The organism is Candidatus Eisenbacteria bacterium (assembly GCA_030017955.1).
Taxonomy (GTDB): domain Bacteria; phylum Eisenbacteria; class RBG-16-71-46; order JASEGR01; family JASEGR01; genus JASEGR01.
Map to the genome: position 1 here is coordinate 14,596 of JASEGR010000020.1, position 26,298 is coordinate 40,893.

33 protein-coding genes and 1 tRNA gene are annotated in these 26,298 nt (G+C 52.6%); 28 read left to right on the forward strand and 6 right to left on the reverse strand.

Going from position 1 to position 26,298, the window contains the following annotated elements; genetic code table 11:
- Genes QME66_04675 through QME66_04740 form a run of 14 tightly spaced genes read left to right on the forward strand, consistent with a single transcriptional unit; the run spans position 1 to position 12,732 of the window.
- A complete protein-coding gene (locus QME66_04675) occupies positions 1 to 960 on the forward strand; it encodes a BppU family phage baseplate upper protein (protein MDI6808262.1) in 960 nt (319 codons plus the stop codon).
- Entirely contained in the window at positions 957 to 1,430 is a 474-nt protein-coding gene (locus QME66_04680) for a hypothetical protein (GenBank protein ID MDI6808263.1), read from the forward strand. Before QME66_04675 ends, QME66_04680 begins: the two co-directional genes overlap by 4 nt.
- A 9-nt stretch (positions 1,431 to 1,439) precedes the next feature.
- Positions 1,440 to 1,631 (forward strand): hypothetical protein, encoded by a 192-nt coding sequence (locus QME66_04685; GenBank protein MDI6808264.1) that lies wholly within the window; start codon positions 1,440 to 1,442, stop codon positions 1,629 to 1,631.
- A complete protein-coding gene (locus QME66_04690) occupies positions 1,628 to 2,695 on the forward strand; it encodes a phage tail tube protein (protein ID MDI6808265.1) in 1,068 nt (355 codons plus the stop codon). The genes QME66_04685 and QME66_04690 overlap by 4 nt, the downstream gene beginning before the upstream one ends.
- Positions 2,696 to 2,717: 22 nt before the next feature.
- Complete coding sequence (locus tag QME66_04695) at positions 2,718 to 3,038, forward strand: hypothetical protein (protein MDI6808266.1); 321 nt, start codon at positions 2,718 to 2,720, stop codon at positions 3,036 to 3,038.
- A gap of 14 nt (positions 3,039 to 3,052) precedes the next feature.
- Positions 3,053 to 3,358 (forward strand): hypothetical protein, encoded by a 306-nt coding sequence (locus QME66_04700; protein MDI6808267.1) that lies wholly within the window; start codon positions 3,053 to 3,055, stop codon positions 3,356 to 3,358.
- The gene (locus tag QME66_04705) at positions 3,336 to 5,879 is read left to right on the forward strand and encodes a hypothetical protein (GenBank protein MDI6808268.1); all 2,544 of its coding nucleotides are present in this window, start codon (positions 3,336 to 3,338) and stop codon (positions 5,877 to 5,879) included. Before QME66_04700 ends, QME66_04705 begins: the two co-directional genes overlap by 23 nt.
- Positions 5,879 to 6,640 carry a hypothetical protein gene (locus tag QME66_04710; GenBank protein MDI6808269.1) on the forward strand — a complete coding sequence of 254 codons (762 nt, stop codon included), beginning with the start codon at positions 5,879 to 5,881 and terminating at the stop codon, positions 6,638 to 6,640. The genes QME66_04705 and QME66_04710 overlap by 1 nt, the downstream gene beginning before the upstream one ends.
- A 1-nt stretch (position 6,641) precedes the next feature.
- Positions 6,642 to 7,703: a hypothetical protein gene (locus QME66_04715; GenBank protein ID MDI6808270.1), complete on the forward strand. Its 1,062-nt coding sequence runs from the start codon at positions 6,642 to 6,644 to the stop codon at positions 7,701 to 7,703.
- Positions 7,704 to 7,717: 14 nt separating this feature from the next.
- Positions 7,718 to 7,969: a hypothetical protein gene (locus QME66_04720; GenBank protein MDI6808271.1), complete on the forward strand. Its 252-nt coding sequence runs from the start codon at positions 7,718 to 7,720 to the stop codon at positions 7,967 to 7,969.
- On the forward strand, positions 7,948 to 9,741 hold the full coding sequence (locus QME66_04725) for a hypothetical protein (protein ID MDI6808272.1): 1,794 nt from the start codon (positions 7,948 to 7,950) through the stop codon (positions 9,739 to 9,741). Before QME66_04720 ends, QME66_04725 begins: the two co-directional genes overlap by 22 nt.
- A gap of 8 nt (positions 9,742 to 9,749) precedes the next feature.
- The gene (locus QME66_04730) at positions 9,750 to 10,775 is read left to right on the forward strand and encodes a hypothetical protein (GenBank protein MDI6808273.1); all 1,026 of its coding nucleotides are present in this window, start codon (positions 9,750 to 9,752) and stop codon (positions 10,773 to 10,775) included.
- A complete protein-coding gene (locus QME66_04735) occupies positions 10,775 to 11,746 on the forward strand; it encodes a hypothetical protein (protein ID MDI6808274.1) in 972 nt (323 codons plus the stop codon). The genes QME66_04730 and QME66_04735 overlap by 1 nt, the downstream gene beginning before the upstream one ends.
- Positions 11,743 to 12,732, forward strand: a complete 990-nt coding sequence (locus tag QME66_04740) for a hypothetical protein (protein MDI6808275.1) — start codon at positions 11,743 to 11,745, stop codon at positions 12,730 to 12,732. Before QME66_04735 ends, QME66_04740 begins: the two co-directional genes overlap by 4 nt.
- A gap of 43 nt (positions 12,733 to 12,775) precedes the next feature.
- Here QME66_04740 and QME66_04745 read toward each other — a convergent pair whose 3' ends face one another.
- Together QME66_04745 and QME66_04750 are read right to left on the reverse strand one after the other, a co-directional pair.
- Positions 12,776 to 13,261: a PH domain-containing protein gene (locus QME66_04745; GenBank protein ID MDI6808276.1), complete on the reverse strand. Its 486-nt coding sequence runs from the start codon at positions 13,259 to 13,261 to the stop codon at positions 12,776 to 12,778.
- Positions 13,262 to 13,315: 54 nt separating this feature from the next.
- A complete protein-coding gene (locus QME66_04750) occupies positions 13,316 to 13,462 on the reverse strand; it encodes a hypothetical protein (GenBank protein ID MDI6808277.1) in 147 nt (48 codons plus the stop codon).
- A 485-nt stretch (positions 13,463 to 13,947) separates the two neighbouring features.
- On the opposite strand from QME66_04750, the gene QME66_04755 reads away from it, so the two are divergent.
- Both QME66_04755 and QME66_04760 read left to right on the forward strand, forming a co-directional pair.
- Positions 13,948 to 14,364 (forward strand): hypothetical protein, encoded by a 417-nt coding sequence (locus tag QME66_04755; GenBank protein ID MDI6808278.1) that lies wholly within the window; start codon positions 13,948 to 13,950, stop codon positions 14,362 to 14,364.
- Complete coding sequence (locus QME66_04760) at positions 14,358 to 14,567, forward strand: hypothetical protein (protein ID MDI6808279.1); 210 nt, start codon at positions 14,358 to 14,360, stop codon at positions 14,565 to 14,567. Before QME66_04755 ends, QME66_04760 begins: the two co-directional genes overlap by 7 nt.
- Before the next feature lie 160 nt (positions 14,568 to 14,727).
- On the opposite strand, the gene QME66_04765 is transcribed toward QME66_04760, so the two are convergent.
- Positions 14,728 to 15,126 carry a hypothetical protein gene (locus tag QME66_04765; GenBank protein MDI6808280.1) on the reverse strand — a complete coding sequence of 133 codons (399 nt, stop codon included), beginning with the start codon at positions 15,124 to 15,126 and terminating at the stop codon, positions 14,728 to 14,730.
- 104 nt (positions 15,127 to 15,230) lie between these two features.
- Here QME66_04765 and QME66_04770 point away from each other — a divergent pair, with 104 nt between their 5' ends.
- Complete coding sequence (locus QME66_04770; protein MDI6808281.1) at positions 15,231 to 15,689, forward strand: hypothetical protein; 459 nt, start codon at positions 15,231 to 15,233, stop codon at positions 15,687 to 15,689.
- Positions 15,690 to 15,724: 35 nt separating this feature from the next.
- Here QME66_04770 and QME66_04775 read toward each other — a convergent pair whose 3' ends face one another.
- A complete protein-coding gene (locus tag QME66_04775; protein ID MDI6808282.1) occupies positions 15,725 to 15,880 on the reverse strand; it encodes a hypothetical protein in 156 nt (51 codons plus the stop codon).
- A 124-nt stretch (positions 15,881 to 16,004) separates the two neighbouring features.
- Here QME66_04775 and QME66_04780 point away from each other — a divergent pair, with 124 nt between their 5' ends.
- The 9 genes from QME66_04780 to QME66_04820 all read left to right on the forward strand — a co-directional run bounded on the left by QME66_04780 (position 16,005) and on the right by QME66_04820 (position 22,237).
- Positions 16,005 to 16,556, forward strand: a complete 552-nt coding sequence (locus QME66_04780) for a hypothetical protein (GenBank protein ID MDI6808283.1) — start codon at positions 16,005 to 16,007, stop codon at positions 16,554 to 16,556.
- A 63-nt stretch (positions 16,557 to 16,619) separates the two neighbouring features.
- Positions 16,620 to 16,874 carry a hypothetical protein gene (locus QME66_04785; protein ID MDI6808284.1) on the forward strand — a complete coding sequence of 85 codons (255 nt, stop codon included), beginning with the start codon at positions 16,620 to 16,622 and terminating at the stop codon, positions 16,872 to 16,874.
- 317 nt (positions 16,875 to 17,191) lie between these two features.
- Positions 17,192 to 18,085 carry a replication protein gene (locus QME66_04790; protein ID MDI6808285.1) on the forward strand — a complete coding sequence of 298 codons (894 nt, stop codon included), beginning with the start codon at positions 17,192 to 17,194 and terminating at the stop codon, positions 18,083 to 18,085.
- Positions 18,086 to 18,305: 220 nt separating this feature from the next.
- Positions 18,306 to 18,512, forward strand: coding sequence for a hypothetical protein (locus QME66_04795; GenBank protein MDI6808286.1), 207 nt, complete (start codon positions 18,306 to 18,308; stop codon positions 18,510 to 18,512).
- Positions 18,513 to 18,963: 451 nt separating this feature from the next.
- Positions 18,964 to 19,299 (forward strand): helix-turn-helix domain-containing protein, encoded by a 336-nt coding sequence (locus QME66_04800; protein MDI6808287.1) that lies wholly within the window; start codon positions 18,964 to 18,966, stop codon positions 19,297 to 19,299.
- A gap of 2 nt (positions 19,300 to 19,301) precedes the next feature.
- Positions 19,302 to 20,717, forward strand: a complete 1,416-nt coding sequence (locus tag QME66_04805; protein MDI6808288.1) for a hypothetical protein — start codon at positions 19,302 to 19,304, stop codon at positions 20,715 to 20,717.
- A 75-nt stretch (positions 20,718 to 20,792) separates the two neighbouring features.
- Positions 20,793 to 21,059: a hypothetical protein gene (locus QME66_04810; GenBank protein ID MDI6808289.1), complete on the forward strand. Its 267-nt coding sequence runs from the start codon at positions 20,793 to 20,795 to the stop codon at positions 21,057 to 21,059.
- Positions 21,056 to 22,147, forward strand: coding sequence for a site-specific integrase (locus QME66_04815; GenBank protein ID MDI6808290.1), 1,092 nt, complete (start codon positions 21,056 to 21,058; stop codon positions 22,145 to 22,147). Before QME66_04810 ends, QME66_04815 begins: the two co-directional genes overlap by 4 nt.
- Before the next feature lie 15 nt (positions 22,148 to 22,162).
- Positions 22,163 to 22,237, forward strand: a tRNA-Thr gene (locus QME66_04820).
- A gap of 71 nt (positions 22,238 to 22,308) precedes the next feature.
- Here the strand turns inward: QME66_04820 and QME66_04825 are convergent.
- Positions 22,309 to 23,133 (reverse strand): hypothetical protein, encoded by an 825-nt coding sequence (locus tag QME66_04825; GenBank protein ID MDI6808291.1) that lies wholly within the window; start codon positions 23,131 to 23,133, stop codon positions 22,309 to 22,311.
- Between the two features lie 628 nt (positions 23,134 to 23,761).
- Between QME66_04825 and QME66_04830 the strand changes: the two genes are divergently transcribed.
- Positions 23,762 to 25,033, forward strand: coding sequence for an ATP-binding protein (locus QME66_04830; GenBank protein MDI6808292.1), 1,272 nt, complete (start codon positions 23,762 to 23,764; stop codon positions 25,031 to 25,033).
- A gap of 141 nt (positions 25,034 to 25,174) precedes the next feature.
- Here the strand turns inward: QME66_04830 and QME66_04835 are convergent, their stop codons facing one another.
- Positions 25,175 to 25,471 (reverse strand): hypothetical protein, encoded by a 297-nt coding sequence (locus tag QME66_04835; protein MDI6808293.1) that lies wholly within the window; start codon positions 25,469 to 25,471, stop codon positions 25,175 to 25,177.
- A 174-nt stretch (positions 25,472 to 25,645) separates the two neighbouring features.
- Here QME66_04835 and QME66_04840 point away from each other — a divergent pair.
- On the forward strand, positions 25,646 to 26,298 hold a 653-nt coding region (locus QME66_04840), incomplete at its 3' end, for a transposase (GenBank protein MDI6808294.1).

Sequence of the window (26,298 nt, forward strand, 5' to 3'; positions counted from 1 at the left end):
GTGGCCTGGAAATGCAGAAGTCTAAACGCGAATTGGGTTCCCGTGAAACTAGTCAGTTCGGCGGACTTTACGACTCGGCTGACGTATGTGTTGTATTCGCAACTCACAGTCAGATATGCAACTGGTAATAGCTTTCCTGCGGAGATTGGCTCGTGGACGATATTCACACCGACGACGGACGATTGGGTGGAACTAGGAGGCGGCATCTACAAACTCCTCCTCCCCGCATCAGCTTTCCCGGGGACGGAACTCTATCAAGGCGTATACTACGTCCAGCGCACGAGCGGCTCTCCGTTGAGTCTTGGGTTTGATGGATCGTGGGAATGTCACGCGCCGCACGCGGTGAATGCTATCAACTTAATCAAATTGCAGACCGAAAAGCTCCTTTTCGACGGGGACAATTTCGTCAAAAGCGTCCAGCAGGGCGCTGTGGATATCCTGCAGGCAGGCGCGGATAAGGTCTGGCAGACGACCGAAAGGACGCTTACGGGATTCGATACATTGGTTGTATCCATTTGGTCCTATGTTGCCCGCAAGCTCACATCGCGAAATATCGCGGAAGGAGAGGACATCGCAAGGGAACAAACCATTACGGGTAACCTGGCCGCAGGGATCCTGCAGAACCTTGTTACGGTTTCTTCGATAGCAGAGCAGAAAATTAAGCGTGGCGATGTAAAGAGCTTCACCTTCAATCTTGGAACTCAATGGAACCTTACAGACAAGAAGCCTTACTTCTGTGTCAAGGTCAGTCCTACGGACCCCAATGCGTCTGCCAAGGTTAACCGGGTATGTACGATCACAGATCCTGTCAATGGCGTTTGCACGATAACGCTCACGGCTGAGGAAACGGCCGTGATTGGATCCTATTCAGCCGAGATTGAGGTCCGGGACGCTGACGACACCAATCCCAGGACCGCCCTGCAATTCACTCTCACCATTCAGCAGGACGTAAGGCAATGACAGACCAGATCCCGATTGACGAGCTCATCATGCGGGCCATACTCGCCGGCTTTGGCGGGATCCGGGTCGAGAATGGATACAATTCAGACCTCGGAGAACATGTTTTTGAATGGCGGGAAGAGGCCGTCCCGGAAACGTTGCTCCCTTGTATCAATTTTCAGGATACCAAACAAGGGACCTTTATTGCTGCCCAGGAACACGAGCATACGATGACAGTCGAGGGCGAGCTCCTGCTCGGTTCCAAGGAAACGAGTTTGCAGAAGATCGAACCGCCGCAAATGCTGAGGCTGATGTTGGCAGACATAACGAAGTGCCTTGGCGCAAATCTCACATGGGGCGGCTTGGCGGAGGATACTACCGTACCGTCCGAAGATAGCATTGTGATGCTGCATCAAGGCAAGAAGCTTGTTGGTGCGAAATTCAGTTTTCAGGTCACATATCTCACCGAGCCTTTCAATCCCTATCAATAGGGGGAAATCATGAAAGTCATATGCAAAGTTTCGCATGAAGAACCAGATCGCAAGGAACCCGGGAGATTCAAATCATATAAGGCCAGGAAGATTTATGACCGGGATGAATGGTCGGATGCCTACTTTGAGCCCGCGAAGGAGAAGCAAAAAGCCGACGCAGAAAGCGCGGATACCAAGCCGAGGGGAGGGAAAAAGGAATGATAACCAAAAAAGGATGGGCCAGTAAGTTCATGATCAGCGCCTACAAGAAGGAAACGGCCTATGACGCCGGCGTGACCATGAGCGCCGCGAACGCCTACAGCATGAAAGGATTCTCCGCCGAGGTCGACTGGGATGACAAGGTGGTGACCGACAAAGATGACATCACCGGAACTGAGGAAGGCACGGACCAGGAACTCGTCGAGCAGGGACTGAAGATCGCATACAAAGAGACAAATGCGAAACCCAATAGTGTGATAGCCATGGCCGGCCTGGTTGGGGGCAGCATAACAAGCACCCAGGATGGCGCACTGATTGCATACAAGCACAAGGTTGTCCGCGTTGCGCTCGGCACTGCCATACCGAGCATTCAGGCAGAAGCGTTAATCGGCGACCTCCAGTACGCCTTCAAGGGCGTCAAGGGATCCCGGTTCAAGCTCTCAGGCGAAGCCAGTGGAATGGTTTCACTCGAAGCAGATCTCATAGGCTCTGGTACTCGGGCCATATCGACAACCAGTTTTGTAGCCGCGGTCACCGAAAGCTGGCTCAAGATGAGGGATTGCAAGGTCTGGATGGAAAGCGGAAATGCCATTTCTATAAGCCCGGCCCTAGTCCAGGCGGCTGAGGATATCTCGAGCGGCACTCCCAGGGCCCTGGGAGTCCGGCTTAAAAGCTTTTCCTTCGAATTTGACAACGCCGGTGAAAAACAGGTTGGCTCTGGCGGTGGTGGTGTTGGCCAGGACTATGACTATGGCCGGAGGAAGAGTGCTCTTGCCATAAACCTTCTCTATAACGACTCCACCGAGCTAGGAGATTTCATAAACCAGAATCCTCTGGCCGTTGAGTTCGATCTCAAGGGAGCCGGACCCATCGCGCAGGGTGGAACGCTGTACTACGGCGTTCAGCTCATCATCCCGCGCACCAAACTAAAAAAGGCCCCATGGCCTAAGGGCGCTGCTAACGACATATTGACCTGCGACCTCGATATCGAGGTCTTTGAGGACGGGACGAATCCGCCATTTATTCTTGAAGGCTACAACGCGAAGGCGGCATATCTCGTCGCATAGCACAAAGGAAAGGGGACTCCCAGTGGCACAAATACCAAAATCATTAACTATCACGTTGGTGGTCGGCGATGAAGAAGTCACGTTTCAGTTCCGGCCGCCGACAAATCCAGAACTGAATCATTTCTTGGAAAGCCGGTTTGATATCGGGCGGCATGGCAAAGTAAAGGGACGGGCTCTTCAGGCGAGGATTGACTTTTTCGATCTGCTGCTTATCGGGGTGGACAATCTCAACGATGGAGACGATCCCATCACACCAGCACATGTTGATCGCATTCCCATGAACTGGAAAAACGATGTGATCTTCCGGTGCTTTGAAGACAATGAGGTCGACGTAAAAAACTGAAAAAGGATGTCCGCTTGCTTTGCGAGCGGGCGGACATCCCCGATTGTGATGAGTGCCAAGCTTTTCAGGAAAATCCTGCAGAGTTCGCGGAGAAGGAAATATGCCCAGATTGCGCATGGAGCCGGGACCCAGAAGAACCAATAATCTTCAAGCTCCTGGCATATCTTGATCTGCTTGATGCGGGATGTCCGGTGAGCCGCCATGAGTTAACCGATGAGGAATGGCGGCTCGTTGGTATTGTGAAGTCTGAACGAGAACGATTCGCAGTGGATAAGGCAAAGGAAGAGGCAGCGAAAAATGCCGGCGCAAGTCACGGATAAGATGCTCAGATTTGTAATCACGGCCGACGACCAGTCGAAGGCCGTTTTCGCACTTTCAAAACAGCATATGCAGGATCTCAAATCCACATCTGGTTCCATGAGCGCAAGTATGATGGCCGATATCCGGGCTCTAAGTCAGACATGGGTGGGAACAGCAGCTAAGATCTACGGAGCATACTACACAATCAAGAAGGGTTGGGACATGCTGAGCGAGGCCGCAGACTTTGAGGAACAGAAAGACCAATTGAACGCATTGGCCGGCCAGTATGGAATGACGGCCAACAGCATTATCAACGACATGGTCCGCGCCTCAAACGGGATGTTATCTATTTCAGATGCGGCAAAAATAGCCGGTGAGGGACTGCAAAAGCATCTGACGCCGGACCAGCTTATAAAACTCGCCAAGGCCACCGTCACTCTGGCTGATTTCATGAAGACGAATGCGAAGGGTGGCTTTGATGAAGCCGGTGGCGCGGCTAATAACTACGCAGAAGCCCTTGATAGAATATTTCACGCCATCGTCCGGGGTTCGCCAAAGGGATTGAAGCAGGCCATTGGCGCGTTTGATCTGAAGGAAGAAGGCGAATACAACAAGACTCTCACGGCCCGGGAGAAGGTGCAGGGCTTACTGCAGATCGCCCTCAGTCGGACCGCTGAACTCGAGAAGAGTCTTGGGGTCCAGCAGATGAGTACGAAGGATAAGATGGAAATGGTTGAAGCCCAGGCAAAGAATCTGCGGCTTGAGCTTGGAACAAATCTCCTCGCTGCAGCTAAGTCCGCCTGGAGCATTTTGGGCCAAACGCCAACCGTTGTGATCGAGTATCTGCAGACGGTCAGGCAAGAAGTTGAGCAGACGCGAGAAGCGACTATGGATCCCGATCCGTTTATGCAATTCGGGATATTTTGTGGCATATGGGGCCAAAACATCGTCTCGATATTCAAGATGCTTGGCGTTGCAATTTCAGCGCTCTTGACGAACGCATTTCTCTTCCTCTATGCAAGCATAAGGTATTTGTGGGACATGCTCGTCGGCCTGGGGCAATTGATAATTGGAGTCTTCACGCTTGATCTGGAGCGCATACGTTGGGCGAGTCAGAAGATGATAGAAGATGCACCGAAGGCATGGTATACGACCATGAGAGCCAGCGGAGATGCCCTTGTTGAGCATATGAGCAAAAGCTGGAAGAAGATGTGGCATGAGTTCAAGGTAGGTGTGCAGAAAGACACTCCCTCTATGATGACGATGGGCTCTAAGGACACCACACCAGCTCCTGCTTGGACTGACGAACTCAAAGGGCAAGCCATAATGGCGATCAAGGGGAGGTTGAAGCTCGAAGAGGCCGCGGTTGCATACGAGGAGAAGATCAATAAGGCCGCACTTGAGAGGTGTGAGATCGGCGAAGTAGAAGCGATACAAAGACGATTCGCCCAGGAAAAAAAACTTTATGATGCCCATTTTCAAGCGGTGGCTGATCAGATCATGGTTGAAAAGCAGGGGAAGCAGAATCTTGAGAAAATAAAGGAGCTTGAGGGAGAGCTCCTATTCATCGACAAGGAAAGAGGCCGGCTCGCGGAATATGAAGCCCTCGAAATTGAACTCCTGCAGATAGAAAACCTCAAGAAAATGAAAGAACTCGAAGAAGAACGCCTGAAAACGCAGATGGAGAGCTATTCCGCTGCATGGACCGCCATAGAAAAGACGAATGCGCTCATCGAAGGTGATCTCGGAGAATGGATGTCTCGTTTCAATGAGGCCGGAAAGACGCTCGCCGGGATCTGGACGAATACTGACGCTTATGCCGCTGAGGAGAAGGCATTGGCCGACCATTACAATGCCCGCCTTAACCTGGCTTGGCAGACAGGATTTCAGGAACAAGAGTTCTGGCAGATAATGAATGAATGGGAGCTCGCCGAGCACAAGCTAAAACACGAACGCATGGTACAGATTGCGGCTGCCTACGCGCAGGCGGCCATGGCCCTCTATGGTGCTATCGAGGCATACCGGTCGCAGGCGCGTATAAAGGCAATAGCCGAAATGCAAGCCCGGAACAACGCAGCATCCGTGGCCGATCAGAAGCTCGTTCACAAGGGCGAGATGACCCAAAAGCAAGCCGACGAAAGGCAGTATGCCCGCGACGTGGCTCTACATCAAGCCAAGATTGCCCAGGAGAAAGAGGCATTCCAAATACAAAAAGCTTATGCCATGCTGAATGCCGCTATCAACACGGCAGTTGCTATTACAAAGGCGCTGCCAAACATCCCCCTTGCTATCGCCGTTGGGATCATGGGGGCGGCACAGATAGCTGCGATTGCCAGCCAGCAATATGTGGCTCCCGCCCCGCCCACGATGCGGGAAACGGAAGTTGTTGAGCCGCCGATTCCGTCCACGACAGCGATCGGGACGACCACGCGTGAGATAACAGTGAACTATCATATTTACGGAAATGTGATTGACCACGATGCTTTTGCCCGCGAAACTGTGCCGAGTATCCTGAAGGCAATAAAAGATGGAGTCCACTAATGGCAAAGCCTGCGATACTATGGCAGAACGCATACAACATGGGAACGATAACGATTCCAGTCGGCGGAACTGCCCCCGGGTATGACGTGCAGAACATAAAGGATTTCCGGCCGTACACGTGGTGGCAGGCTGACGCGCTTGGGCTACAGATCATAAGAGTCACGTTGGCCGCAGCACTGACCGCGGACACTGTGGCGATAATTGGACACAATCTGTTCAGTGCTGGCGGCACCTATGCAATTCAGACGAATGCGGGTGCCGGGACACATGATATGATAACGGCTCCGACCAGCGACAGGGCTTTCCTGCGGTCGTTTCCGAGCAGGACAGCCACGGAGTTCAGCCTGTATCTTGCCGGAGGGAATACAGTGCCGTATCGCTTGGCAGTCGTGTTCATCGGGAAAAGACTTGAACTTGAACGTTTCTTGCTCAGCCCGTTCGACCCGCAGCCAGAGACGATAGAAGCTAATGATTCGACAAGTAAGACGGGGAACCTGCTGGGCGTGTCGGTGGACTATATTTCGCGCCCGATATCAGCTTCATGGAAAAACCTTACGCCAGCATGGGTAGCAAGTTACTTCAAGCCTGTTTGGGACGCGCACTTGGGTAAGTGCGTGCCGTTCTTTTGGGCTTGGGATATCGGAAACTTTGCTGACGAAGTGTACTATTGCAGAATACCGCCCAAGTTTTCCTTGAAGATGCCTTATGACCCGGTGAGGCGAAGCCTCACGTTATCAATGCAGTCGATAAAGGAGATGTAGCATGGCCATATCCTATACGCCTAACAGGAATCTTGCGTTGCCTGACGATGGAAGCCCCGGGGCTACATGGTCGGAAGCGTACCGCCAGAACTTCACGAAGATTGACAGCATCCTGAAGCCTCTGACGCTTGGCTCTGTGGTGTTTGCCGACCTGAACGGGTATGTCTCGCAGGACAACGCCAAGCTGTTTTGGGACAATACGAACAAGCGTCTTGGAATCGGCCTAAACGTCCCGCTGGCGGAAGAACATATCCTGGGATCGCTCGTGCTTGAACGCAGGTCGAACGTGCAAGCTGAGGCAAGCGTCGTCGACTTCTGCAGGGCGTCGGCAACTGTTGGGCTGGTGTCGCTGAATGACAGGCTTGGAACGATTGTATTCGCGGGACATGATGGGGTGGCGTACCGGGCGGCAGCGGCAATCCGGGCGGAGGTAGATGCCACGCCTGGAGTCGGGGACATGGGCGGGAGACTTGTTTTCCTGACCACGCCAGATGGGCATACCATGCCAGAAGAAGCCATGCGTATCTCGAACAATAAGTGGGTGGGCATTGGAGCCGTTGAGCCAGAGGCCAGCCTTCATGTTTTGACGGCCGCAATGGTCGCCAGAGAAGCATCGGACTACGATGCCACGCCAACCCTGACCTTGAGAAGGAGCAAGCCAAGCGGCGGCTTGCTTTTGGGAAACGACATAGCTGGCCTGATAGAGTTTACAAGCTTATACGGAAGCAACCGCCTTGGGAGTATCCGCGTAGAGGCACAGCTAAACGAAGGGCTTGCGGCGGGCTACGGAAAAATGGTCTTCGCTGTGGCAAGCGGCTCATCTGCGGCAAATGACCTTTTGTATCTCACGACCCATGGATACGCAGGACTTGGGATAGAGCCTCAGTTTTCCAGCCCATACGGAGGATTGCATCTTGTGGGGAATACGCTACGCATTGACAGAAGCAGGACGATAGGGACTGGTGGAGATGTGGGCTATACCGGGGAGATTTGTTATGACGATACAAACGTGTATGTGAAGACATCGACAGTTTGGAAGAAGCTCGCGTTGCAAACGATTTGATGGCAGGAGGGGCTATGGAGCTTGAACGCTATGCAGAACTGAAGAAGAAGAAACTGATAAGCCTGAGGACTACGGAATCGTCTGACAGAATCCTCGTCACTGTGAAGCACTTTGACTCAGCCACGGGAGAGCCCCGGCCTGACCAAAGTGCTGTTTTGTCTGTGGCTGACCTCAGAGCCAAAAAGAAGGTGATTGAAAACGAACTGGCCACAGCCACTGCGTTGTTGAGGGATTGCGAGAAGCTATGCCCTACACGGAAAAACTGAGCGCAATATCGCACATACGCATCACGATTGTGACGCTCGTTATGGACTGGTGCGGACGAACCTTTGGAAGCTCGCCATGCACAGGAACGGGCAGCCCTTGTTACAACACGTTTCCGACTTGTAAATCTCCGTCGGCTTTTGACAGGAAGGAGAAGGCCTACGACTTCTCAAGCGCGAAATCTCCGACAAGCGAGATTCAGACAGTGTTTCGTGATGGGAGCTACGGCGCGTCGCCCTACGGGAAGGCCAGATATGGCGTGGACAGCTGGGAAGATGTGGCTCGAATCGACCTCTCGACCCGGCCTTATGTTACCAGCGTGGAATACTTGCCGATTGAGATAAAGACGAACTTCACAATCCGGGGCAGAGTGAAGGTGGCCTTTTTCGATGAGCCAGATACGGATGTCGGCATAGACCCGTATCTCAGCACGCGTTTCACTGTGGAAGGCACGTTTTGGAAGAAGTGGCTTGCCCGCAATCAAAACTACAAGGGCAGAAAGATAATCGTGTCAGAGGGCTTTTTAGGGCTGCCACAGAACGAGTTTCGTCAGGTATGGCAGGGAACAATAGATGCCATCACAATATCGGGCGGGCAGGTGAAGCTGGAAGCTGCCGACTTTTTGGATGCTCTGGCTGACGTGAAAGTACCGAAGGACATAAACTGCAAGCTGACGGCTGAGCTTGCGATTTATGCCGATCCCGTGAAGAAGACTGACGCGACAGCTCTCTTCGTAGACGATGCTGCCGCGTTGACTGAGCCGACCGGGTACATTCGCGTAGGCGATGAAATCATGAGCTACGCCATCGAAGATGCCCAGTGGGGCAAGCTGGCGGTCGGGAGAGGTCAGTTCGAATCGGTCAGGGCAGAGCATAAGATGGGCGACAGCATTTCGCTTGTGCGCTACTTCGCCCCTGCGAACCCGTTTGACATCCTACAAGAAATGCTGTCCAAGGACGGAGGCTTGCCAGCAAGTGCAATCGACAGCACTGCATTTGCCTACTGGAAGGGGTGGCCGGGAGGCGAGCTTCCGTTCCGGGCAGTTGTTTCCGAACAGCTACCTCTGAGCGACCTGTACTTTGAGCTTGTTGACTTGCTTAACTGCAAGAGCTGGATAACGGAGGGACAGCAGATAACGATACGTCGAAACGTGCCGAATGAACCCGGCAGGGCTTATGTGACGCTGACTGACGCAGTTAATCTAGTGATACGCACGCCCAGCATTGATTTGAATCCTGGCTCCCGGGTAAGCAGAGTGCTTTTGTATTGGGATAAGGACGCTAGGTTGGATCTGTCAATAGACAAAGATGCAGAGTCCAAGCAGGGCTACGGAGAACCCGCAGAGAAGGTGTTTTATTGCCGATGGCTTGCCCCGGAGTGTGGCACGGAAAGCCAGCTAAGGGAGTTCATTGACGCGTTTTCGTTCAGACAGATATGGTACTTCCGAAATCCGCTGCCTCTGTTTACGTTTCGGGTGGAGCTTAAAGACAGGGATATCGCCGTTGGCGACTACGCCCGCTTTGCCACTGACGAGATTCCTACGCCAAGCGGAGCAATCGTTTTGGGCTACATTGGTCAGGTGGTGAAGAAGCAGGACAAGGACAGCCAGCTCGAGCTGACATGTCTCATGTTGCCAGTCCAGAGGGCGGCGTTTTACGCGCCCGACACTTGTGCCGACTACGCAACCGCCACTGACGCAGAGAAGGAGTACGCTTTTTTCTCTGATGACCTCAACATGGTAGCCGATGGAGTGGCCGGGTACTTTTTCTGGTAGGAGAACGCATGAGCTTTCGGACACTAACAGACGCAGAGCTTGCACAAGGAATACCAGTGGCGGGACTGCGCTTCAAAGAGCGTGACGAATACCTCTTGGAGCTGATTTCGAAGGGGCAGACAATCGCGCAGGGCGTTCCGAACGGCGGCTTTGATTATGACGGGGACGAAGACGGACAGCCCGATTGGTGGGCGTTTGTTCCATATCCGGGCGGGTCAGGCACGCTCGTCGATACAGTGGCAGGCTATACGTGGCTTCAGGAAGGCAGCAAAAGCTACCAGATGACCAGCCCGGGAGACAACGCGACGAATGGCGGCGGTGTGCTGACAAGCTCCTACATTGAGCTTTCGCCACTGGTTGACTATCTGCTCAGCGGAATCGTCCACAGCTCAAAGAGTGGGGCTGCCAGAGTGAAAGTGACGCTGGACTATTACGCGAGCGGGAAGACGTATGTCAGCACGGCTACGCTACTTAACTATGTGCCAAACGTACAGACCGCCTTATGGTTTGCCCGGAGTTTCAGACCGCCAGCCACGGCTCGATACATAAGGATAAATCTTTGCGGAGGCGTGCCACACACGGTAAGCGTAGGGGCGGGTGCTACGCAGATAACTTGGGATGTGATTCAGTTGAACGAATCCTTGCGATGGCAGGCTCCGATGGGGCTAGATCAGCGGGCTACAGTGTCGGGAACTTGGTATGAGCGTTATCGCTATCCGTTAGCCTTTCCATATATGGACGGCGAACTTGTCATGGTCGCGATGCCGATTGAGCTTGCTTCGAACGGGTCAGCTACAGCTTATGCCCGCATGAGATTGAGTTGCGGGATTCCCGGCCAGCAGGGTGTCTCGAATGTGTTTGCTACGACCAGCGCGACCTACAAGCGGGGAATCCTGACGGTCATAGGGCGAGCCAGGACGCTATATGGCATTGCTCATTTGTACGTTGATCTGATGAACAGCTCCGGGAGCATAGTGACCATGACCAGGTTGCCCTATCCGACAAACGCCAGCATAAGAATCCTGAGGGGATAATGGGTTTTGACGCAATAACGACAACCGAATTAGCCAGAGGGAAACCGTTTAAGACCGGGCTGGCGAAGAAGTTTCGCAACCGGGACGATGCCCTGCTTGTCCTCGTCGATAGCGGAAATCTCTTAAGCCTAGGAGTGCCGAATCCGTCTTTTGAGATAGACACAGATGCGGATGGGAAGCCCAATTGCTGGACGTTTGCCGCATATCCGGGCGGGTCAGGAGTGCTTGTATCGGATGGGATGCACGGAGCCAAAAGATTTCGCTTCACGCATCCGGGCGGAAGCGGAAACGGAGGAGGCACGCTAGTTAGCAACGTGGTTCCAGCGACAGAACTGACCCGGCAGTACGTCGGCTTTTGTATGTATGCTTCCGTGACCGGGATTGGGGTTGCCGTTCTGGTCAACTGCTATAATGCAAGTCTGAGCTTCATCAGCGCAGCCAGCCTGTACGATACGACTGCCGTGCCTACGACAGCGACCCTGTTCATGCGTTCGTTTGTGCCGCCTGCCGGGACGCGGTTCATGGCGATTGTTTTAGTTGGAGGCAGGAATACGATTGACGTTGCGGGCTATGTGTATTTTGATTTTGTGTCCCTAAATGCCTTGCGGGAGAACGGGAGCGATTGGACGATAGCGGAGGGGACCGGAACGGAAACGGATTGGACTGACAAAACTTCGACGACGCTTTATGTGCCTGACCTGAGCGGAGCCATTGTTCTTTTGACCTTCCCGGCCAGCGTGAAGACAAGCAATTCTGCCGTGACGGGCTACGTTCGTTTCCGGGTCGGGTCGAACTACAGCTCAGAAATCGCCGTCGCAGGATTGCCCTATTCCGAGCAGATTTGTCAGATGGTTTTACCTCTAACCGGGGCTTCGGCCACAATAATGATGCAGATAAAGATTCCAGCAGGCGGGGCGACAGTGTACGGAATCAAGAACATAGCCCGTTCGTCACTGATTATACTGCCATGAGCTACAGCTACATCACGCCAGAGGAGATACTTTCAGGCAAAGGAGTCCGTTCGAGCCTGTGGCTTCGATATCGTGCCAATGACGAGTGGCTAAAGGCACAATCGGAAGCCGGGGAGCCGAGTGGGAATCTACTTTGGAATGGCTCTTTTGAACTTGACGCTGATGGCGAAACTGCGCCTCTTGGCTGGGCGTTCTCGGCATACGAAGGTGGCAGCGGTCAGGTCAAGATTTGCGCTGATGCCAGCCACGGAGCCAAGTGCTTCAAGATTGTACAGGTGGCCGGGGCAGGGAAGGGGGGCGGCATCCTCGTCAGCTCCCTCGTTCCAGTGACGCAGTTGCGGACGTATCTGTTGCAGTTTCATGTCCACTGTACCACAGGCGGGACGACTGGCCGGGTAAAGGCAAGCGTATGGCACTTTGATGGGGCGGGGAAGCCCATGGCACAGTATAGCCCCTATGTGTTGTGGGACGGCTTCGCCCCGGTTACGCCCACGCGGTATGCGAGAAGTTTCACGCCAAAGCCCGGCGCACGTTTCGTAGCCATCGTGTTCAGTGTGGCAGAGCCAATGTATCAGGGAAACGACAGCATCTTTTTGGACGCTATCGACATCAGGGATACAGTTGTCGAAGATGCCCCGGGAGCTATTACCGAAGGAAGTACGGCGGCAACCTCTTGGACAAACTGCGGGAGTGCTCTTCTTGCTCTTCCGAACCTTGGAGCAGGCTATGCTTTGCTTTTAATTGAGGCCAGCGTAAAGACTTCCGTGGCAACGAGTACGACCGCTTTTATTCGCTTCCGTGTCGGGAACGACTACTCGAACGAAGTCAGCGTGACGGCTAACATCTACGCCAGCTTTGGCTTCTTGCTACGAACAGAGTTAGGGGATTTCGCCACGCTTTCGCTTGTGATGGAGCTCAAAGCAGTAACCGGGACGGCTTCCGGAAAAAAGGATGTGGAGAAAACAGGACTCGTAATTATGCCATAACCTGCAGCTAGGGTGTTACCCTTCAGGTGATATTCTCGGAGATTTAGCTCTCCCCTCCAATATGGCTTTCAATTAGTTTCTTGACCTGATGGGCTGTCTTAATATAATTCCAACGAAGTTCGACGGCTCGCCCGCTCCCCGATGTGTCGATTAATAGTTGTCCACAACGAAACATTTTGCCCAGTATGTTTTCCTTTATCTCAATCGATGTTACATGTTTGAAGGGTACCGTTTTGACGCTAGTGGTGATGATTCCCGTTCTTGTCAACAATCCTCTATTTGATATGGCATAGCGCGTTGACAACTTGTTCAAGATGAAAAGAACGGCGGGCAATGCCAGAATAAAATATATGAGGGACATGAACACCATGCCGTTCTTCGCTATCATACCTGCGATGAATACGGATATACCAGTAATTATCATTAAACCGGCCCAGCCATAGGCGAAAACGCAACTTAGCATGCTCGGTCGGTCCACATATTCTATCGTCTCATCTTTCTGCAAATACTTTGGATCTATGTCCCACATGGCGAGATTCCCTCCTTCGGACTATTACAGATACTGCGAGTTGATAGCCTTCTATCATCTCCAAATGACGAGACTATCTTCATGCAGAACGATCGGCACAACATGCCTGGGCTGGCCTGGGCGGCTGCCATCATTGTAGGCGATCGTTATTACCTTGCCCATGCCGGCAACAGCGCGAAGGAATTCTGCTATCGGATTCATTGATGAACCCTTTTCTCCCAAAGAGAAGAATACCCGGTCGGTCTGGAATCAGTCAAGTTTTTTCTAACGATGTCCCAGTTCCCGGGATGTGAACCGCGGTTTACGGCGGCCCCCGCAGGCTGCAAACTCCGGTTGACGCAAGATACCGAAATCCGTATAATGGTACTGGGAGAAAAGAGCAGACCCACTAAGGCGTCCGCCCGTAACATCTTTATGCCCAAGAGAACAAGAACGTCCCTTGTCCTTGATCGAGTTCAGTATAAAGAATTCAAGAAACTATGCATTGATCTCGATGTCTCGATGTCGGTTGCATTTGATTTTCTTCTGAAAGATGCTCTAAATCCTGCGCAATTTTCCAACCTAAAGAACCGCTTAATGCATTATCTGCAAACGACTTCAAAAAAAGATTAAAACCGCTGCGCTTTTTTCTTGACAAAAGTTACTACTTTACGATAATCGGTATAGTAATAACTTTGGAGGCGTCCATGACTGAAAGAAAACATTTTCAAGTAGGTAGGAACCCGTTGGTTTTTGTTGGGGACGCTTCCACGGACCGGCGGGTTCTCCTACTTGCCGAAGAAAGTCAGGTCGATACGATCGGCGGCGGTAGGTCCACAGCCGTAAGATCGAAAGCTATCCGCTCCCCACTTCCTACGGAGCTCTTTTCTCCCAAGAATATCCTCCGCCAAACAAGTGGGGGGCGTGTTGCTATTTCCGGATTTTTGGAGAGGCAGGTCAATTGCACATCTGTGCATGCGGGAAATGGGGCGCCCCTGAAGAATTCGGAGAGGGTAAGGCCAAGAGAGATACCCAAAATCGACCTAGGGCCTGCCAGGGGCATTAGAAAGGAAAATGTTGGCTCCGCGATGGTGCTTTTCTCGGAGGAGGAGATCGAATGGTGACCCCCGAGGGTCTGCCGGTCATCGACGCTTTATGTCGGGTGCTTGAGGATGGCGGAATGGGGACCTATCGGGCGCTGCAAACGATGCTCGCAGGGCGCCCCGGGACCCGCGCGATAAGCCGTTCGGTAAAACCTGGCACAAAGCAAGAGAAGCCAAAGAATCAGATCGAGCCGGAGGAGATACCTCTGGCGCTGGCGTTCTAATGCTGAGGGAAGAATATCATGATGATCCTTGGAGTCTTGTTCGCTGTTCTTCTCCTTGCTCTCTTGGCCATCCGGGTATTGGGGGCCTTCGCGGAAATCTGCAAAGCACTCAGCCAGGAGGAAGCCAGTGAGTAGGCGGGGCAAGGCTAGAGGATACGCATCATTGCGGGAGGGATTTCAAAATGGCCGGTAGATCTTTTAGGGAAAAATCCAATTGGATGCTGCATTTATGACAGATATAGGGAAAGTCACCCCCCAAAGAACTCAGGGGGCTTCTGCATCCCGGACAGAATACCGCCTCGTGATAACCGCCCGAAGGCTTCCGCTTGAAGAGAGCCCCTCTCTCTTCGACAAAATTATCTTTAGTCGCCCGAAGGGTCGCAAGTTCTTCTTGAAGTTTGCCTACTTCTTTAGACATCTCGGCATTTTTATTCTTCAGATCTATGTTTTCCTTCTCCAGCTGGGTTATCGATCGTTCAGTTATCGTCAATTTCTCTCGGAGAATATCGGACAAGGGAATTTCTTTAAGGATGGCCCTGATATCGGAGAGGATGCTCATGCCGACTCCTTTTCCGTTAACGCAGATTCCTCAGAACAAGACGTGATCGATTGCAAGGGTAGCCGGATCGTAGTCGATTTGAATCCCTATGGCAAAGGAAGACCATGAACGATCGTGAGACTTTCCAAGAGTCCCTGGAAATCGATCGGGAACAATGCAAGCGGCGAGGCCTCCGGAAGGACAAGTTGAGGGCTGATGTTCTCGAGCTTCTCAGGACTCGGGGGCGGACCTTTGATGGATTTGTCCGGCAGTTTGGATATCGCCGGGCCCTCCCGGGGGTTGTAAAGGAGCTAATTGAGGCTGGCATTGTGAGTTACGAACCTCTCTACCGGAAGGTGGGGGGCTGGTCGGGCATGTTCCGTCTAACTGAAGCCGGGAAGAATGCTGTTGCTGAGATCATCCCCACGACAGCGGGGGATGCGGAGCCGCCGGCGGAGCGGGAGGAAACGACGTGCGGCGAGACACCTGCTCCGCCGGCCGGCTTCATTGAAGAATCAGAAACAGAGAGCGCGCCGGGTAGCCCGCTCGAGGAGCGGCCTGATGCCCCCGAGGATCCGCGATGAGGCACGGGGGACAGTACATCGGGCCGCTCTCATCTCTAAGAAACTACATTTAGAGATCGTCCTTGAGTCCGGTAAGACCACAAGGCAATCTTCCTCGCCTCGTCGTCGGTCACGGGGAAATAAGTGATGACTCTGAACTTGATGTTATTGATCAAAACGAGCCTGGGGTGGACGATCTTCGGCACTTCCATCTTATCGCTCCCGGGTGAGGGAATTGGTGACAACCCTGGTTCACAACGAGCTCGCCGGAATAGTAAACCCCGGTTGTCACTCGAGCAAGGACGTTTCCAGTCGGGGAATGGGAAAGGATAAGCCATGAGAATCAAGAAAGTGAAGGTAACCGGCGAGGACCGGGTTCACATCGCATATGAGACCATGAACAACGGGCAATGGGATGAGTTCTCCCTTACCTGCGCGCAGAAAGCAGCACCGGGCTTCTACGAGGCGCTGAAGGACCTGGTCCCGCACGTTGTCGAGATCTGCGAGCTTCCTAAGGAGTACTCGAGCCGGATCGCCGTCCAGGGAGTCTCGGCCTCTTATGCCGGGGAGAAGGAAGTCATGGGCGCCACCATTCTCGCGGCGCTTCTTCTTGATCATTCGAACTGCAATCTCAATCTCAATACGCCCTACAAGATCTCTGAATCGTATTCCGACGGTCCCGGGGATGAGAAGCAGCTCATGACTGATGAATGCTGCAAGGCTCTCGAGGAGCTCTACGAGGAATGCGAGAAATACATTCGGGGATTGAGGGTGCAGATTGAGCTTTTCGCCGGAGACCCCCGCAAATCGCAAAAGGCGGCGGCATCAACCGGCAAGAAGAAATCCAAGAGGCTCTGTCACCCTACACCTCTGCGGCGATTGTGCTGAGCGGCGTGAGGACGAAGCACTTGCCCGGCAGCAGAATATGGATCTGCAGCATGAAAGGACACCATGAAGGCCAAGGAATACGCGGAGGAATACAAGAAGGATCCATCGCCGGATCGGCTGAAGAAGATTCTCGGTGAGTTTCTGGTGGAAGTTAAGACCATCGCGCAGCAGCGCCAGGTCAAGCGGACCGGTGCATTTGTTTCTGTTCTCAATGAGGTCAGTGACAAGTACCGGGCATTTGCCGTCTCCGCCGGAGATGGGATACGTCCGGATGGATTTGAGAGAGCTCTCGTTGTTTCCATATCGCCCAAGTGGTGACGCTAAGAAACGACACGGAAGCCAGGGCTATGGAATAAAGACGGCCATAAGTATCTGCTCGCCTGGAACATTCAGAAGTATAAAGAGCCTTGAACTTCACATTGGCCAGATTATTCCAAACGCGGGTCCTCATACAGGATAACGATATGGACGAAAGCGGACTGACAGTGTTGGTGCTCTGCTGCTGTGTTTTTGTCGCATGCTTCTTTCTCTTGGGTTTTCACATTGACATAGCAGAATGGTGGTCCAATCGCAAGCAGAAAGATTAAATCACGGTGGAGCTGACCTTGAACCATAGGCTCGGGGAACAAGATTAGATGGCTAGTCCGCAAAAAGAAAATGGTCACGTCCAGGTAGCTAATGAACTCTTCGATGCCCTGGCCAGGATGAGGATCCCGGGAGAGCAGAGGCAGGTCCTCGACGTCATCATCAGACTCACCTACGGCTGGAATAAGAAAGACTCAAAGATTAGCTACGCCGAGTTCGTCGTCCGCACAGGTCTGCAGCAGGGACATGTTTTCCGCGCTCTGAAGGCTCTCGAGGAACATAACCTTGTCAAAAAATCTCTCACCGGTTACCGCATCCAAAAGGACTACGGGAAATGGCTTAGCTACTCCAAAAGTGGAGTATCCAAAGCTGGAGTAGCGCCTACTCCAAAAGTGGAGTATTCACCTACTCCAAAAGTGGAGTATCAGACCACCCCTAATTCCGCCTCTGACAATACATTGCAGCAGCCTAAAGACAGTATTAAAGACATATATGTCTCTCATACTAGTACCCTAGATAAGGTAGCACCGCAAGCTTCATGCCCACCGGATCTGAGAGAGAAATTCGCTGCGCTCCTGAAAACAAGATTCAAGGCCGTGAATTTTATTCCTGAAATTATTCCCAAGGCCGTTCCCACCGAGAAGCTCGACTACTTCCTCTGGCTTCTAGAAACCGGCCGGGTGAGGGTGGAGAGCGTCCGGGATCCGGCCGCTTATCTCCGGGGGCTCACAATCACCCAGGTGTTCCCGTGCTACCGGGAGAGGCTAGAGATGCAGGCGGCCAGAGAGGCTCAAAGGCAGAAGAGGATGAAAGAAGAACTGGAAGCCCGGAAGGATGCGATGCCGCAGGAGGAAGTCGCCCGGCGGTGTCGAGCATTCATTTCGACGTTGTTACATGTCGGGAGGCCCAAAATCGATGCGTCACCGCAGACGGAATCTGTTTGACCCAGATTGTGAGATTGATCTTGACGAAATCCCGTTCTTTCACGTCCAGGTAAGTACCATCGGATTGTGGCTGTCGGTCTCTGCAATTCTCTGTTTTGGCGCGCACCTGGTGATCTTTTGGTTGAGATAAGAGTGGCAGGCCGGGAGGCCCCGGTTATCCCAAAACACCAATCCGGCGGCGCGGCACCCGGGGACCTCCGGCGGGGATCGGAGATTAACAATGTCGGTACAAGATAAGATCGCTGAATTGCTGAAGGTAGTTGAGGGGATCGAAGAGGAAGCCCCCAAGATTCGAGAGGCGCAAAAGACCTTACGTGAGCGAGTGGATAGTGGACTCCAGCTGCTACCTCAAATTGAACATGACCTCCGGGCAGCAGCAGCTGTCGCCGGAATGGAACACGTCCGGTATCGGGAGGCCAAAGAGTGAGGCATGCTGCCAGGCTCGAGTTGTCTGGCAGACATTCAAGATTTTCTCTGCAGTCTTACCAAGTTGAAACGGAGTACTGTTCTGGCAGGGAGAGGTAAAGGATGAGCTTCGAGATCCGCGTCGACCTAGATAAACGATGCACCCAATGCAGGAGGAAGGGTGCAACGCAGAATGGCCTATGTATCAGTTGCATAATCAAGAATCTCAGCGCGGGCAAGTATGACCACATCCTTCATCCGAAAAGGGCAAAGCCTATGGACCCCGGCGGAAATATCTTACCAGCCGTTGGGTCAATAATCTCGCCTGTTCGCCACTGCCGGATATGTGGATGCACCGATACCGATTGCTCCGGCTACATTGAACGGACCGGCGTCCCATGCCACTGGGTAGCCGAGGACCTATGCAGTGCTTGCGCGGGTGATGGTATCCAATCGGAGGATATCAGGAGAATATGAAAGCTGAGCTACATATAACGGACACCGACGACCTAGTCCGGGCAATCGCGGCCCAGGTGGTCAGTGAGATCAAGCCCTTTATGGCCAAGCTTGGTATGCCGGATGAGGATCCCATTTTCTCTGTGAAAGAAGTTGCCAAGTATCTGGGAGTGTCATCTCAATGGGTCTATCAACGAACATGCCAGAAGGAGATCCCCTTTATCAAAGTCGGGAAATTTCCCAGGTTCAAGAAATCTGAAATCGACCACTGGCTGAATACTCTCAAAGTTCCCGCAATTCATCGGCTGTCCAGTGGATCCGGAATCATCGGGCGCATACGGACTCGGAGGTAGTCATGAACATTGCATTGGCTAAGAATCTTTCTATTGAAACGATTGAGTATGCCTCGCAAGGGAATGCAATTCTTGGGATCCGGGACAGTGGGAAAAGCTATACCGCGACATACATTGCCGAGCAGCTGCTGCAGGCGAAAATACCCTTCATCGCTTTTGACCCGATCGGAGTATGGAAATATCTGAAACTGGGGAAGAACGGCAACGGCTGCCAGGTTGTGGTCGCCGGGAGCGAGGGAGATCTCCCACTAACTCCGGAGTCTGCGCCGAACATTGTTCGCGCAGCAATGCAGGAGAATATCCCCCTGGTGCTGGATCTCTATTCAATCGAACTGACAAAAGCCGACTGGAAACGGATCGTGGAACAATCCATCCGGCTTCTGCTCTACGAGAACAAACAATGCGGCTTGAGGCACGTGTTTATTGAAGAGGCGGCTGAATTCGTGCCGCAGCGAGTCGGGCCAGATCAGGGGAAAGTCTACGCTGAAATTGAAAAACTTGCCCGGATGGGCGGAAATGCCTCTCTCGGCTACACGCTGATTAACCAACGTGCCGAGGAAGTGAATAAGGCGGTGCTCGAACTCTGCGATTGCCTTATTCTTCACCGGCAGAAGGGCCGGCACTCACTCAATGCCCTGGGCAAATGGCTCGACGTGGCAGATGTGTCAACATCTAGGGAAATAATCAAGAGTCTGCCATCATTGGGGCAAGGAGAATGTTGGATTTGGAGACAAGGATCTCACGCTCCGACTAGGGTGAAGGTAAATGAGAAGAAAACCATTCATCCGGACCGGAGAAACCCGCTGAAGATCACCGGCCTGATTGCAGCAGACGTTTCCACTTTCATCCATCGGATGAAGACTTCGCTTGAGAAACAGATTCGGGGCAGAAGGCCGCAAACTGACCAGAAGGTAAGCGCAGAATTTGACGCCGTAATCGGCCGCGGCTTAAAATCTAGGGCCGCACTTGAATCAGAGGAGTCCCGTGGTGAAACTGATGGCATTCGGAATCTGACTGAGAAGCTTGGATTGGCACTTTGTGACATCGAGGGCCTGAAGAACTCCCTGGGAATAGAAAAAGCAAAACGTATTTCCCTCGAGAAGAAGCTTGCCAGCGTTCGAACCATGCTCGAGCCGCAATTCAAGCAGATGCAGAGTCTGTTCAGCGAAATCGGTGAGGCTGCTGCCGGCCCGGACGCCGAAGATGAAATGTGGGCAATCTGGCTCAATAAATTGAATGGAAAGAACCGGGAAATGCTGCGCATCTTGATTGAAAGAAAACGAGTGACCCGGCAACAGCTCGGGCTCCTGGTGGGAATGAGTCCATCGAGCGGGAGCTTTAATACTTATATCTCCAAGCTGAAGTCCCTCGGATTGATGAAGAGAGAAGGAGAAGAATTTGTATTACAAGAGCCATGATTGTATTATTCTTGATACAAGCTCGGCGGAAAGACACTGTGTCATAATTCTATGAAGCGAGACGAACAGGAGTTTTTGATCCAAGTCTACACTCAATGTAAAGGCTTTTTTAGCACGGGTCGGAAGCTGCCGAGAGATCTGATAAACGAATCAACATTTCCGATTCACCATAAACGCGCATACTATCTGCTGGAGAAATGGATCGGTCGAGGATTCTACGAATATGGCGTTAGTCTCGATCTCGGATGGCTTACCCGAGAGGGAAAAGTAGAAGCGATCAGACTTATGGGGCAGATGGGGCCTTCATCGACGGAATTGGATAACCGGGGCGATAAGACATGAGCAAGCATAAGGGCATATACAAGAGAGGCAATATTTGGTGGATAAACTATGCCGGTCCAGATCACCGGGAGCGGAGGGAAAGCAGCCGATCGACTCGATTCAAGGACGCCGAGGAATTGCGCGTCCGCCGGAAACAGGAAGTTCTCGAGGGGATCGATCCCATTGCTGCCAGGAGGATGACGGATCATTGCTTCTTCGAGCTGGCCGGGCATTACCTTGAGTGGGCCCAAAAACAAAAAGCATTCGAGAGCAAGCGGGGATTCGTCAAACAATTCGCGGACGTTTTCGATAACTTTCCCCTGAGATATTTCACGACCAGGGCAATTGAGGAATGGCAAACGAGCAAACTACTGACGAGCAAGCCGGCTACAGTAAACCGTATGCTTGCGACATTGAAACACATGTTCACCAAGGCCTCAGAGTGGGAAATGATCAACGATGAAATCCTGAGAAGGGTAAGAAGGGTGAAACTATTGCCCGTGAGCAATAGAAGGCTCAGATACCTGTCGAGTGAAGAATGCTCGGCTCTTATCCAGGCCTCGAGCCCTCACTTAAAGCCAATCATCATCGCGGCGCTGAACACCGGGATGCGGAAGGGCGAGATTCTCTCACTGCAATGGGACAAGCATGTCGACCTGAGGCATGGGTTCATCCTTCTGGACATAACCAAGAGCGGTGAGAGACGAGAGATCCCAATTAACGAGACGATGAGGGAAACACTGAGCGGGCTGATCAGGCATCTCAGCAGTCAATATGTCTTCACAGACATTGATGGAAATAGGTTCAAGGATGTGAAGACCGCTTTCAACGCTGCTTGCAGGAGGGCTGGGATAAAGGATCTGCGCTTCCATGACCTCCGACATACGTTTGCAAGTCATCTGATAATGGCTGGCGTGGATCTAACGACAGTCAAGGAGCTCTTGGGTCACAAGACGATCTCAATGACTCTCCGGTATGCTCATCTTGCTCCGAGCCACAAGGTCAAAGCCATGGAGACCCTGGATAACATTCTGGGTGGAAAAGGAACCGCACAAAAACCGCACAAAAATGGCAGACGGGGAATGAACGGCGCAAACATAACTGATTGAAAGGTAACGAAATGGGCTGGCGTAGCTCAACGGTAGAGCTCCTCACTTGTAATGAGGAGGTTGGGGGTTCGATTCCCTTCGCCAGCTCCAAGTCTTTCTCCTGACGTAGCAGGGAGTCGAAGCCGACCCAGGCGCCCCCTGAGGAGGGCGAAGCGGGCAGCTCACGGCTCGTCGGAGAAATCGATGAAGTGATGGAACAAGGCGGTCGTGCGAATGGCATCCTTGTCGCCGCAACCGGGCCACTCGCCGGGGTGCCGTTTTTCGATGAGACCGAACTCTATCAGCGGGTTGAGAACGTAGCCGGCCAGAATCCAGGCGTCGGTGTCGTGAGGATAGGTTTGCACGGTGCGGAGTTCGGCGTACACAGACGGAATCAACACCTGTTCGGCCAGACCCTGCACGGGAGTCCACTTCCGCGCGACGCTGCCCAGGCGCCAGAGGATGACCGCCATGGTTTCCTGGATGCCGGGCACATCGCGGAAGGGGAACCGATAACCGAGGTTGAAGCGGCGGATGTACGCGACAAACAGATGCCGGTAAAGCGCGCCAGCTTGCTCATCGGGGAGCAACGTCCGACCGCGGCGGGTGACGACGAATCGGCGGTGGCGCCTGGCCAGCAGCCGACCACATTCGCAAACGACGCGGGCGAAATGCAGCGCGGGCAGGTCTTGTTCGTTGAACGCCTTGCAGCGACCGTAGATGCTTCTGCGAAGGAGCTGTGGCATGATGACAAGATCAAACATGCTGCGGACGAAGCTGCGATTGAGGTTGCCGGCCACGGTGGCAGGGGTGCCGCCAGCGGCCTCGAGTGTTTTCAGGAGACACCGGGCGTCGTGGAAGAACGAGGCGTGGCCGAGTTCGGACAGCGGGAGGCGGTCGTTGAGCCGCATCACCCCGGCCGGGTCATTCCAATCTGCCACAAGCAGTTGCCCTACGAAACGCTGAACTGCGTTGTGGCGGTTGGATGGTGGAACGAACATGATCATGGATTTCTGCGATTGATGTGATCTACAAGTTTCTCATTACGGTTGTCGATGATGTCATGCACAAGCATATAGGGCGGTTCCCCGGATTCTCAGAACTTCCTGGACTCTTCCATACTTCAGGAGATATCCCATGCACGACGCCTGGTTATGCCGGTGGTCGCACGCATGTCGCTCGCCGTCGTCTGCAACTCAACCAGAATACGAATCTTTTCGTCAAAGGACAGTTTCGCCAGTGCTCGTCGTCTCGCTTGTTTTGCGCGAAATATGTCCTTAACCTTTTTTTGCACCCGACGCTTGTTCTCCACAGAATCGCCCCTTGTTGAACGTTGCGAGCTGCAGCATAACCCAGCACGCGTAACAGTACAAATAGAGATGAACTTGAGTCAACACTTTCAATCGGGCGAAATTTGAAGATCTGGGTTAATCTTTCAGGGCAATTCGGACTGAAGGAGAGCGACTACGGAGGTTCAAACGCAACTTGTTGGAGGCGATTTCTCCGTTTTCAACATAACGCTTGAACCCGGGGAGGGAAGATGGGATTCCTCCTTTAGAAAACTTGCGCTTGCCCGAATGATTCAATGACGATGCAATGTCATTGGATTACAAAACCAATTACATTGGAGTGACAATGGAACTGCAAGATTTTAACCCCTGGTGGCGTGACGGAAAGGTCCCTCCCGGCCTGCTTGGAAGGAAAAGGAAGATATTCGGCGAGATCATGAAGTATCTGGACAAGCGGCAGATTGTACTGCTTACGGGATTAAGAAGAGTCGGCAAAACGACTCTTATGTACCAGATTATTAATAACCTTCTTAGAAAAGGGGTAAGTCCGTACAACATTTTGTATTTCTCATTCGACGAGATGAGGTATGACATTGAGAGCATCGTTAAGCAATTCGAGGCAGACATACTCCGTGATGACATCTTGAAAAACAAGGTCTTCATATTCTTTGATGAGATACAGAAGTTGGATGACTGGCCTTCAAAGGTGAAACTCCTTTACGATGCAAACCCGAAAGCGAAGATATTCCTAACGGGCTCAGCCCAGATAAGCATGTGGAGAGGAACAAGAGAGAGTCTGGCAGGGAGATTTTTCGATCTTGTGCTCAAACCTCTGGACTTCGAGGAGTATCTTGATTTCAAAGGGATAGAGATAGATAGAGACAGGGAGAAGGTGTTCGAGAAAGATTTGAAGCGCCATATGAATGGATTTCTGAAAACAGGAGGTTTCATTGAAGCCCTGGACCTGGATGAACATATGCTCAGAAAATATCTCAAGGAAAGTCTGCTTGAGCGTGTCATCTTTGTTGACATACCCCAGACCTTCAAGCTTGATTTGCCGGAACTGCTTATGAAATTGTTTGCCATCACCGCATCTAGACCGGGGTTCTATCTTGATTACAGAAACCTCAGCGATGACCTGAAAGTGGACCAGAGAACGATTGCAAGCTATGTGTCATACCTTGAATACGCGCTGTTCCTGCAGAAACTCTACAACTATTCCCCAAACCTCCTTACCAGCGAGAAGAAAGTAAAGAAACTCTACCCCTCTAACACAGCCTTCACTTTGGCATTGAACCCGCAGACTGACCTGGCATCTATTCTGGAGCAGTTCTTTGTGAACAATCTTGAAGCAAGATTCTTCTTGAAGACTCCGCAGAAAGAGGAGATCGACATAATCCATGTCCACGACAAGCATGTTCTGCCGGTTGAGATAGAGATAAAAGAGAAGATAGGCCGTGGGGACACCAAGGTCCTCTTCAGATTTCTGGAGAAAAATGGCCTCCAAAGAGCATTGCTTATCACACGTGACACTGAAACGAAATTTCAAGACGCGAAACTGGTGGTTGAAGCGATCCCTTATTGGAAGTATTGGAGCATCAGGAAAAGAATTGGCTGAAAAGGGGTATCATTTCCATTTGCTGATGTGGAGGTGAAGATGTTTGAACATAGAGGTGAACCCTTGCTCCCGAGGCACCTTCCATAAAGGGACTGGGTAGCAGCGCCACCCAGTCCCTTTTCACTCGAGAATCAAGCTTCGCTAGCGATACAGGCTCTTGATCCTTCCCCAAGAATTTGTCTTGACGGCCGTAGCATCATCCCGATCGCAAAGCGTCAAACCTGTTATGCCGTAGAATCCCGACGGACCGACCAAAGTGGCTTGGCCGGTGTTCGGATCGATCCGGTAGATGTTCCCTCCGTTCTGCTGGTTCCCGCCTCCATAGAGATTCCCGTCGGGACCGAATTCAAGACCTCCCAGAGCGCCCATAATGCCGGTGGGGCCCACGGGGATGGCTTGCCCTGTCATTAAGTTGATGATGACAAGGTGGGATGGCATTCCCTGCACACATCCAGTCGTCCCGTACATGATCTCGTTGTTCGGATCCCATGCAAGACCCGAAATCGCCGGTGATGTCCTAGACTTCCTGTAAAAGAGGAGATGGTGTAACCTCCGAAAAAGGAGTTCGTTAATCGGGGTCGTAAGTGGCCCCGAGGAAAGGAGGCTACACCGATGAGGAGATTAGCACCGAGTGAGAGGCTGGAGCAAGAGTTGTTTGGCGTGATGGCTACGAGCGGGGATCCTCTTGGTGAGGCGGCGCGTCGGGGAGCTCAGTTGATTTTGCAGAAGGTGCTGGAGATGGAGGTGGATGATTTTCTTGGCCGGGAGCGCTATGAGCGGGTTGCTGAGGGTGCGGTGACTGGTTACCGGAACGGTTATGAGGCGAAGAGAGTGCATACGGCTGAGGGGACGGTGAGGCTTCAGGTGCCGCAGGTTCGGGAGAATCTCGAGCCGTTTGAGTCGATGTGGCTTCAAACGATCGGGAAGCGGTCGAAGAGGCTCATGGAGCTTGTGCCGATGCTGTACGTCAAGGGGATGAGTCAGCGAGACATCGAGGATGCATTGATCGAGGCGCTGGGAGTCGAAGGCACCGGTCGCAGCGTTATCACGGAGGTATGCAAGAGTCTGCGGGTTGATTTTGAGAGGTGGCAGAGCAGGGATCTGAGCGGGCACAGGGTGTTGTACATGTTTCTGGATGGGATTTATCTCAAGCTTCGTCCGGAGGACAAGCGAGCGATCGCGGTTTTGTGTGCCTATGGGATACAGTGGGATGGCGGGAAGGTACTGTTGCACCTGGCGATTGGAGACAAGGAGAGTGGAGCTTG

What these genes read in the sequence shown, in the direction of transcription:
- QME66_04680 (MDI6808263.1), top strand. Translation starts at nt 957, where the DNA reads ATGACAGACCAGATCCCGATTGACGAGCTCATCATGCGGGCCATACTC.
- QME66_04685 (MDI6808264.1), top strand. Translation starts at nt 1,440, where the DNA reads ATGAAAGTCATATGCAAAGTTTCGCATGAAGAACCAGATCGCAAGGAA.
- QME66_04690 (MDI6808265.1), top strand. Translation starts at nt 1,628, where the DNA reads ATGATAACCAAAAAAGGATGGGCCAGTAAGTTCATGATCAGCGCCTAC.
- QME66_04705 (MDI6808268.1), top strand. Translation starts at nt 3,336, where the DNA reads ATGCCGGCGCAAGTCACGGATAAGATGCTCAGATTTGTAATCACGGCC.
- QME66_04710 (MDI6808269.1), top strand. Translation starts at nt 5,879, where the DNA reads ATGGCAAAGCCTGCGATACTATGGCAGAACGCATACAACATGGGAACG.
- QME66_04715 (MDI6808270.1), top strand. Translation starts at nt 6,642, where the DNA reads ATGGCCATATCCTATACGCCTAACAGGAATCTTGCGTTGCCTGACGAT.
- QME66_04720 (MDI6808271.1), top strand. Translation starts at nt 7,718, where the DNA reads ATGGAGCTTGAACGCTATGCAGAACTGAAGAAGAAGAAACTGATAAGC.
- QME66_04725 (MDI6808272.1), top strand. Translation starts at nt 7,948, where the DNA reads ATGCCCTACACGGAAAAACTGAGCGCAATATCGCACATACGCATCACG.
- QME66_04730 (MDI6808273.1), top strand. Translation starts at nt 9,750, where the DNA reads ATGAGCTTTCGGACACTAACAGACGCAGAGCTTGCACAAGGAATACCA.
- QME66_04735 (MDI6808274.1), top strand. Translation starts at nt 10,775, where the DNA reads ATGGGTTTTGACGCAATAACGACAACCGAATTAGCCAGAGGGAAACCG.
- QME66_04740 (MDI6808275.1), top strand. Translation starts at nt 11,743, where the DNA reads ATGAGCTACAGCTACATCACGCCAGAGGAGATACTTTCAGGCAAAGGA.
- QME66_04745 (MDI6808276.1), bottom strand. Translation starts at nt 13,261, where the DNA reads ATGTGGGACATAGATCCAAAGTATTTGCAGAAAGATGAGACGATAGAA.
- QME66_04750 (MDI6808277.1), bottom strand. Translation starts at nt 13,462, where the DNA reads ATGAATCCGATAGCAGAATTCCTTCGCGCTGTTGCCGGCATGGGCAAG.
- QME66_04755 (MDI6808278.1), top strand. Translation starts at nt 13,948, where the DNA reads ATGACTGAAAGAAAACATTTTCAAGTAGGTAGGAACCCGTTGGTTTTT.
- QME66_04760 (MDI6808279.1), top strand. Translation starts at nt 14,358, where the DNA reads ATGGTGACCCCCGAGGGTCTGCCGGTCATCGACGCTTTATGTCGGGTG.
- QME66_04765 (MDI6808280.1), bottom strand. Translation starts at nt 15,126, where the DNA reads ATGAGCATCCTCTCCGATATCAGGGCCATCCTTAAAGAAATTCCCTTG.
- QME66_04770 (MDI6808281.1), top strand. Translation starts at nt 15,231, where the DNA reads ATGAACGATCGTGAGACTTTCCAAGAGTCCCTGGAAATCGATCGGGAA.
- QME66_04775 (MDI6808282.1), bottom strand. Translation starts at nt 15,880, where the DNA reads ATGGAAGTGCCGAAGATCGTCCACCCCAGGCTCGTTTTGATCAATAAC.
- QME66_04780 (MDI6808283.1), top strand. Translation starts at nt 16,005, where the DNA reads ATGAGAATCAAGAAAGTGAAGGTAACCGGCGAGGACCGGGTTCACATC.
- QME66_04785 (MDI6808284.1), top strand. Translation starts at nt 16,620, where the DNA reads ATGAAGGCCAAGGAATACGCGGAGGAATACAAGAAGGATCCATCGCCG.
- QME66_04790 (MDI6808285.1), top strand. Translation starts at nt 17,192, where the DNA reads ATGGCTAGTCCGCAAAAAGAAAATGGTCACGTCCAGGTAGCTAATGAA.
- QME66_04795 (MDI6808286.1), top strand. Translation starts at nt 18,306, where the DNA reads ATGTCGGTACAAGATAAGATCGCTGAATTGCTGAAGGTAGTTGAGGGG.
- QME66_04800 (MDI6808287.1), top strand. Translation starts at nt 18,964, where the DNA reads ATGAAAGCTGAGCTACATATAACGGACACCGACGACCTAGTCCGGGCA.
- QME66_04805 (MDI6808288.1), top strand. Translation starts at nt 19,302, where the DNA reads ATGAACATTGCATTGGCTAAGAATCTTTCTATTGAAACGATTGAGTAT.
- QME66_04815 (MDI6808290.1), top strand. Translation starts at nt 21,056, where the DNA reads ATGAGCAAGCATAAGGGCATATACAAGAGAGGCAATATTTGGTGGATA.
- QME66_04825 (MDI6808291.1), bottom strand. Translation starts at nt 23,133, where the DNA reads ATGATCATGTTCGTTCCACCATCCAACCGCCACAACGCAGTTCAGCGT.
- QME66_04830 (MDI6808292.1), top strand. Translation starts at nt 23,762, where the DNA reads ATGGAACTGCAAGATTTTAACCCCTGGTGGCGTGACGGAAAGGTCCCT.
- QME66_04835 (MDI6808293.1), bottom strand. Translation starts at nt 25,471, where the DNA reads ATGCCATCCCACCTTGTCATCATCAACTTAATGACAGGGCAAGCCATC.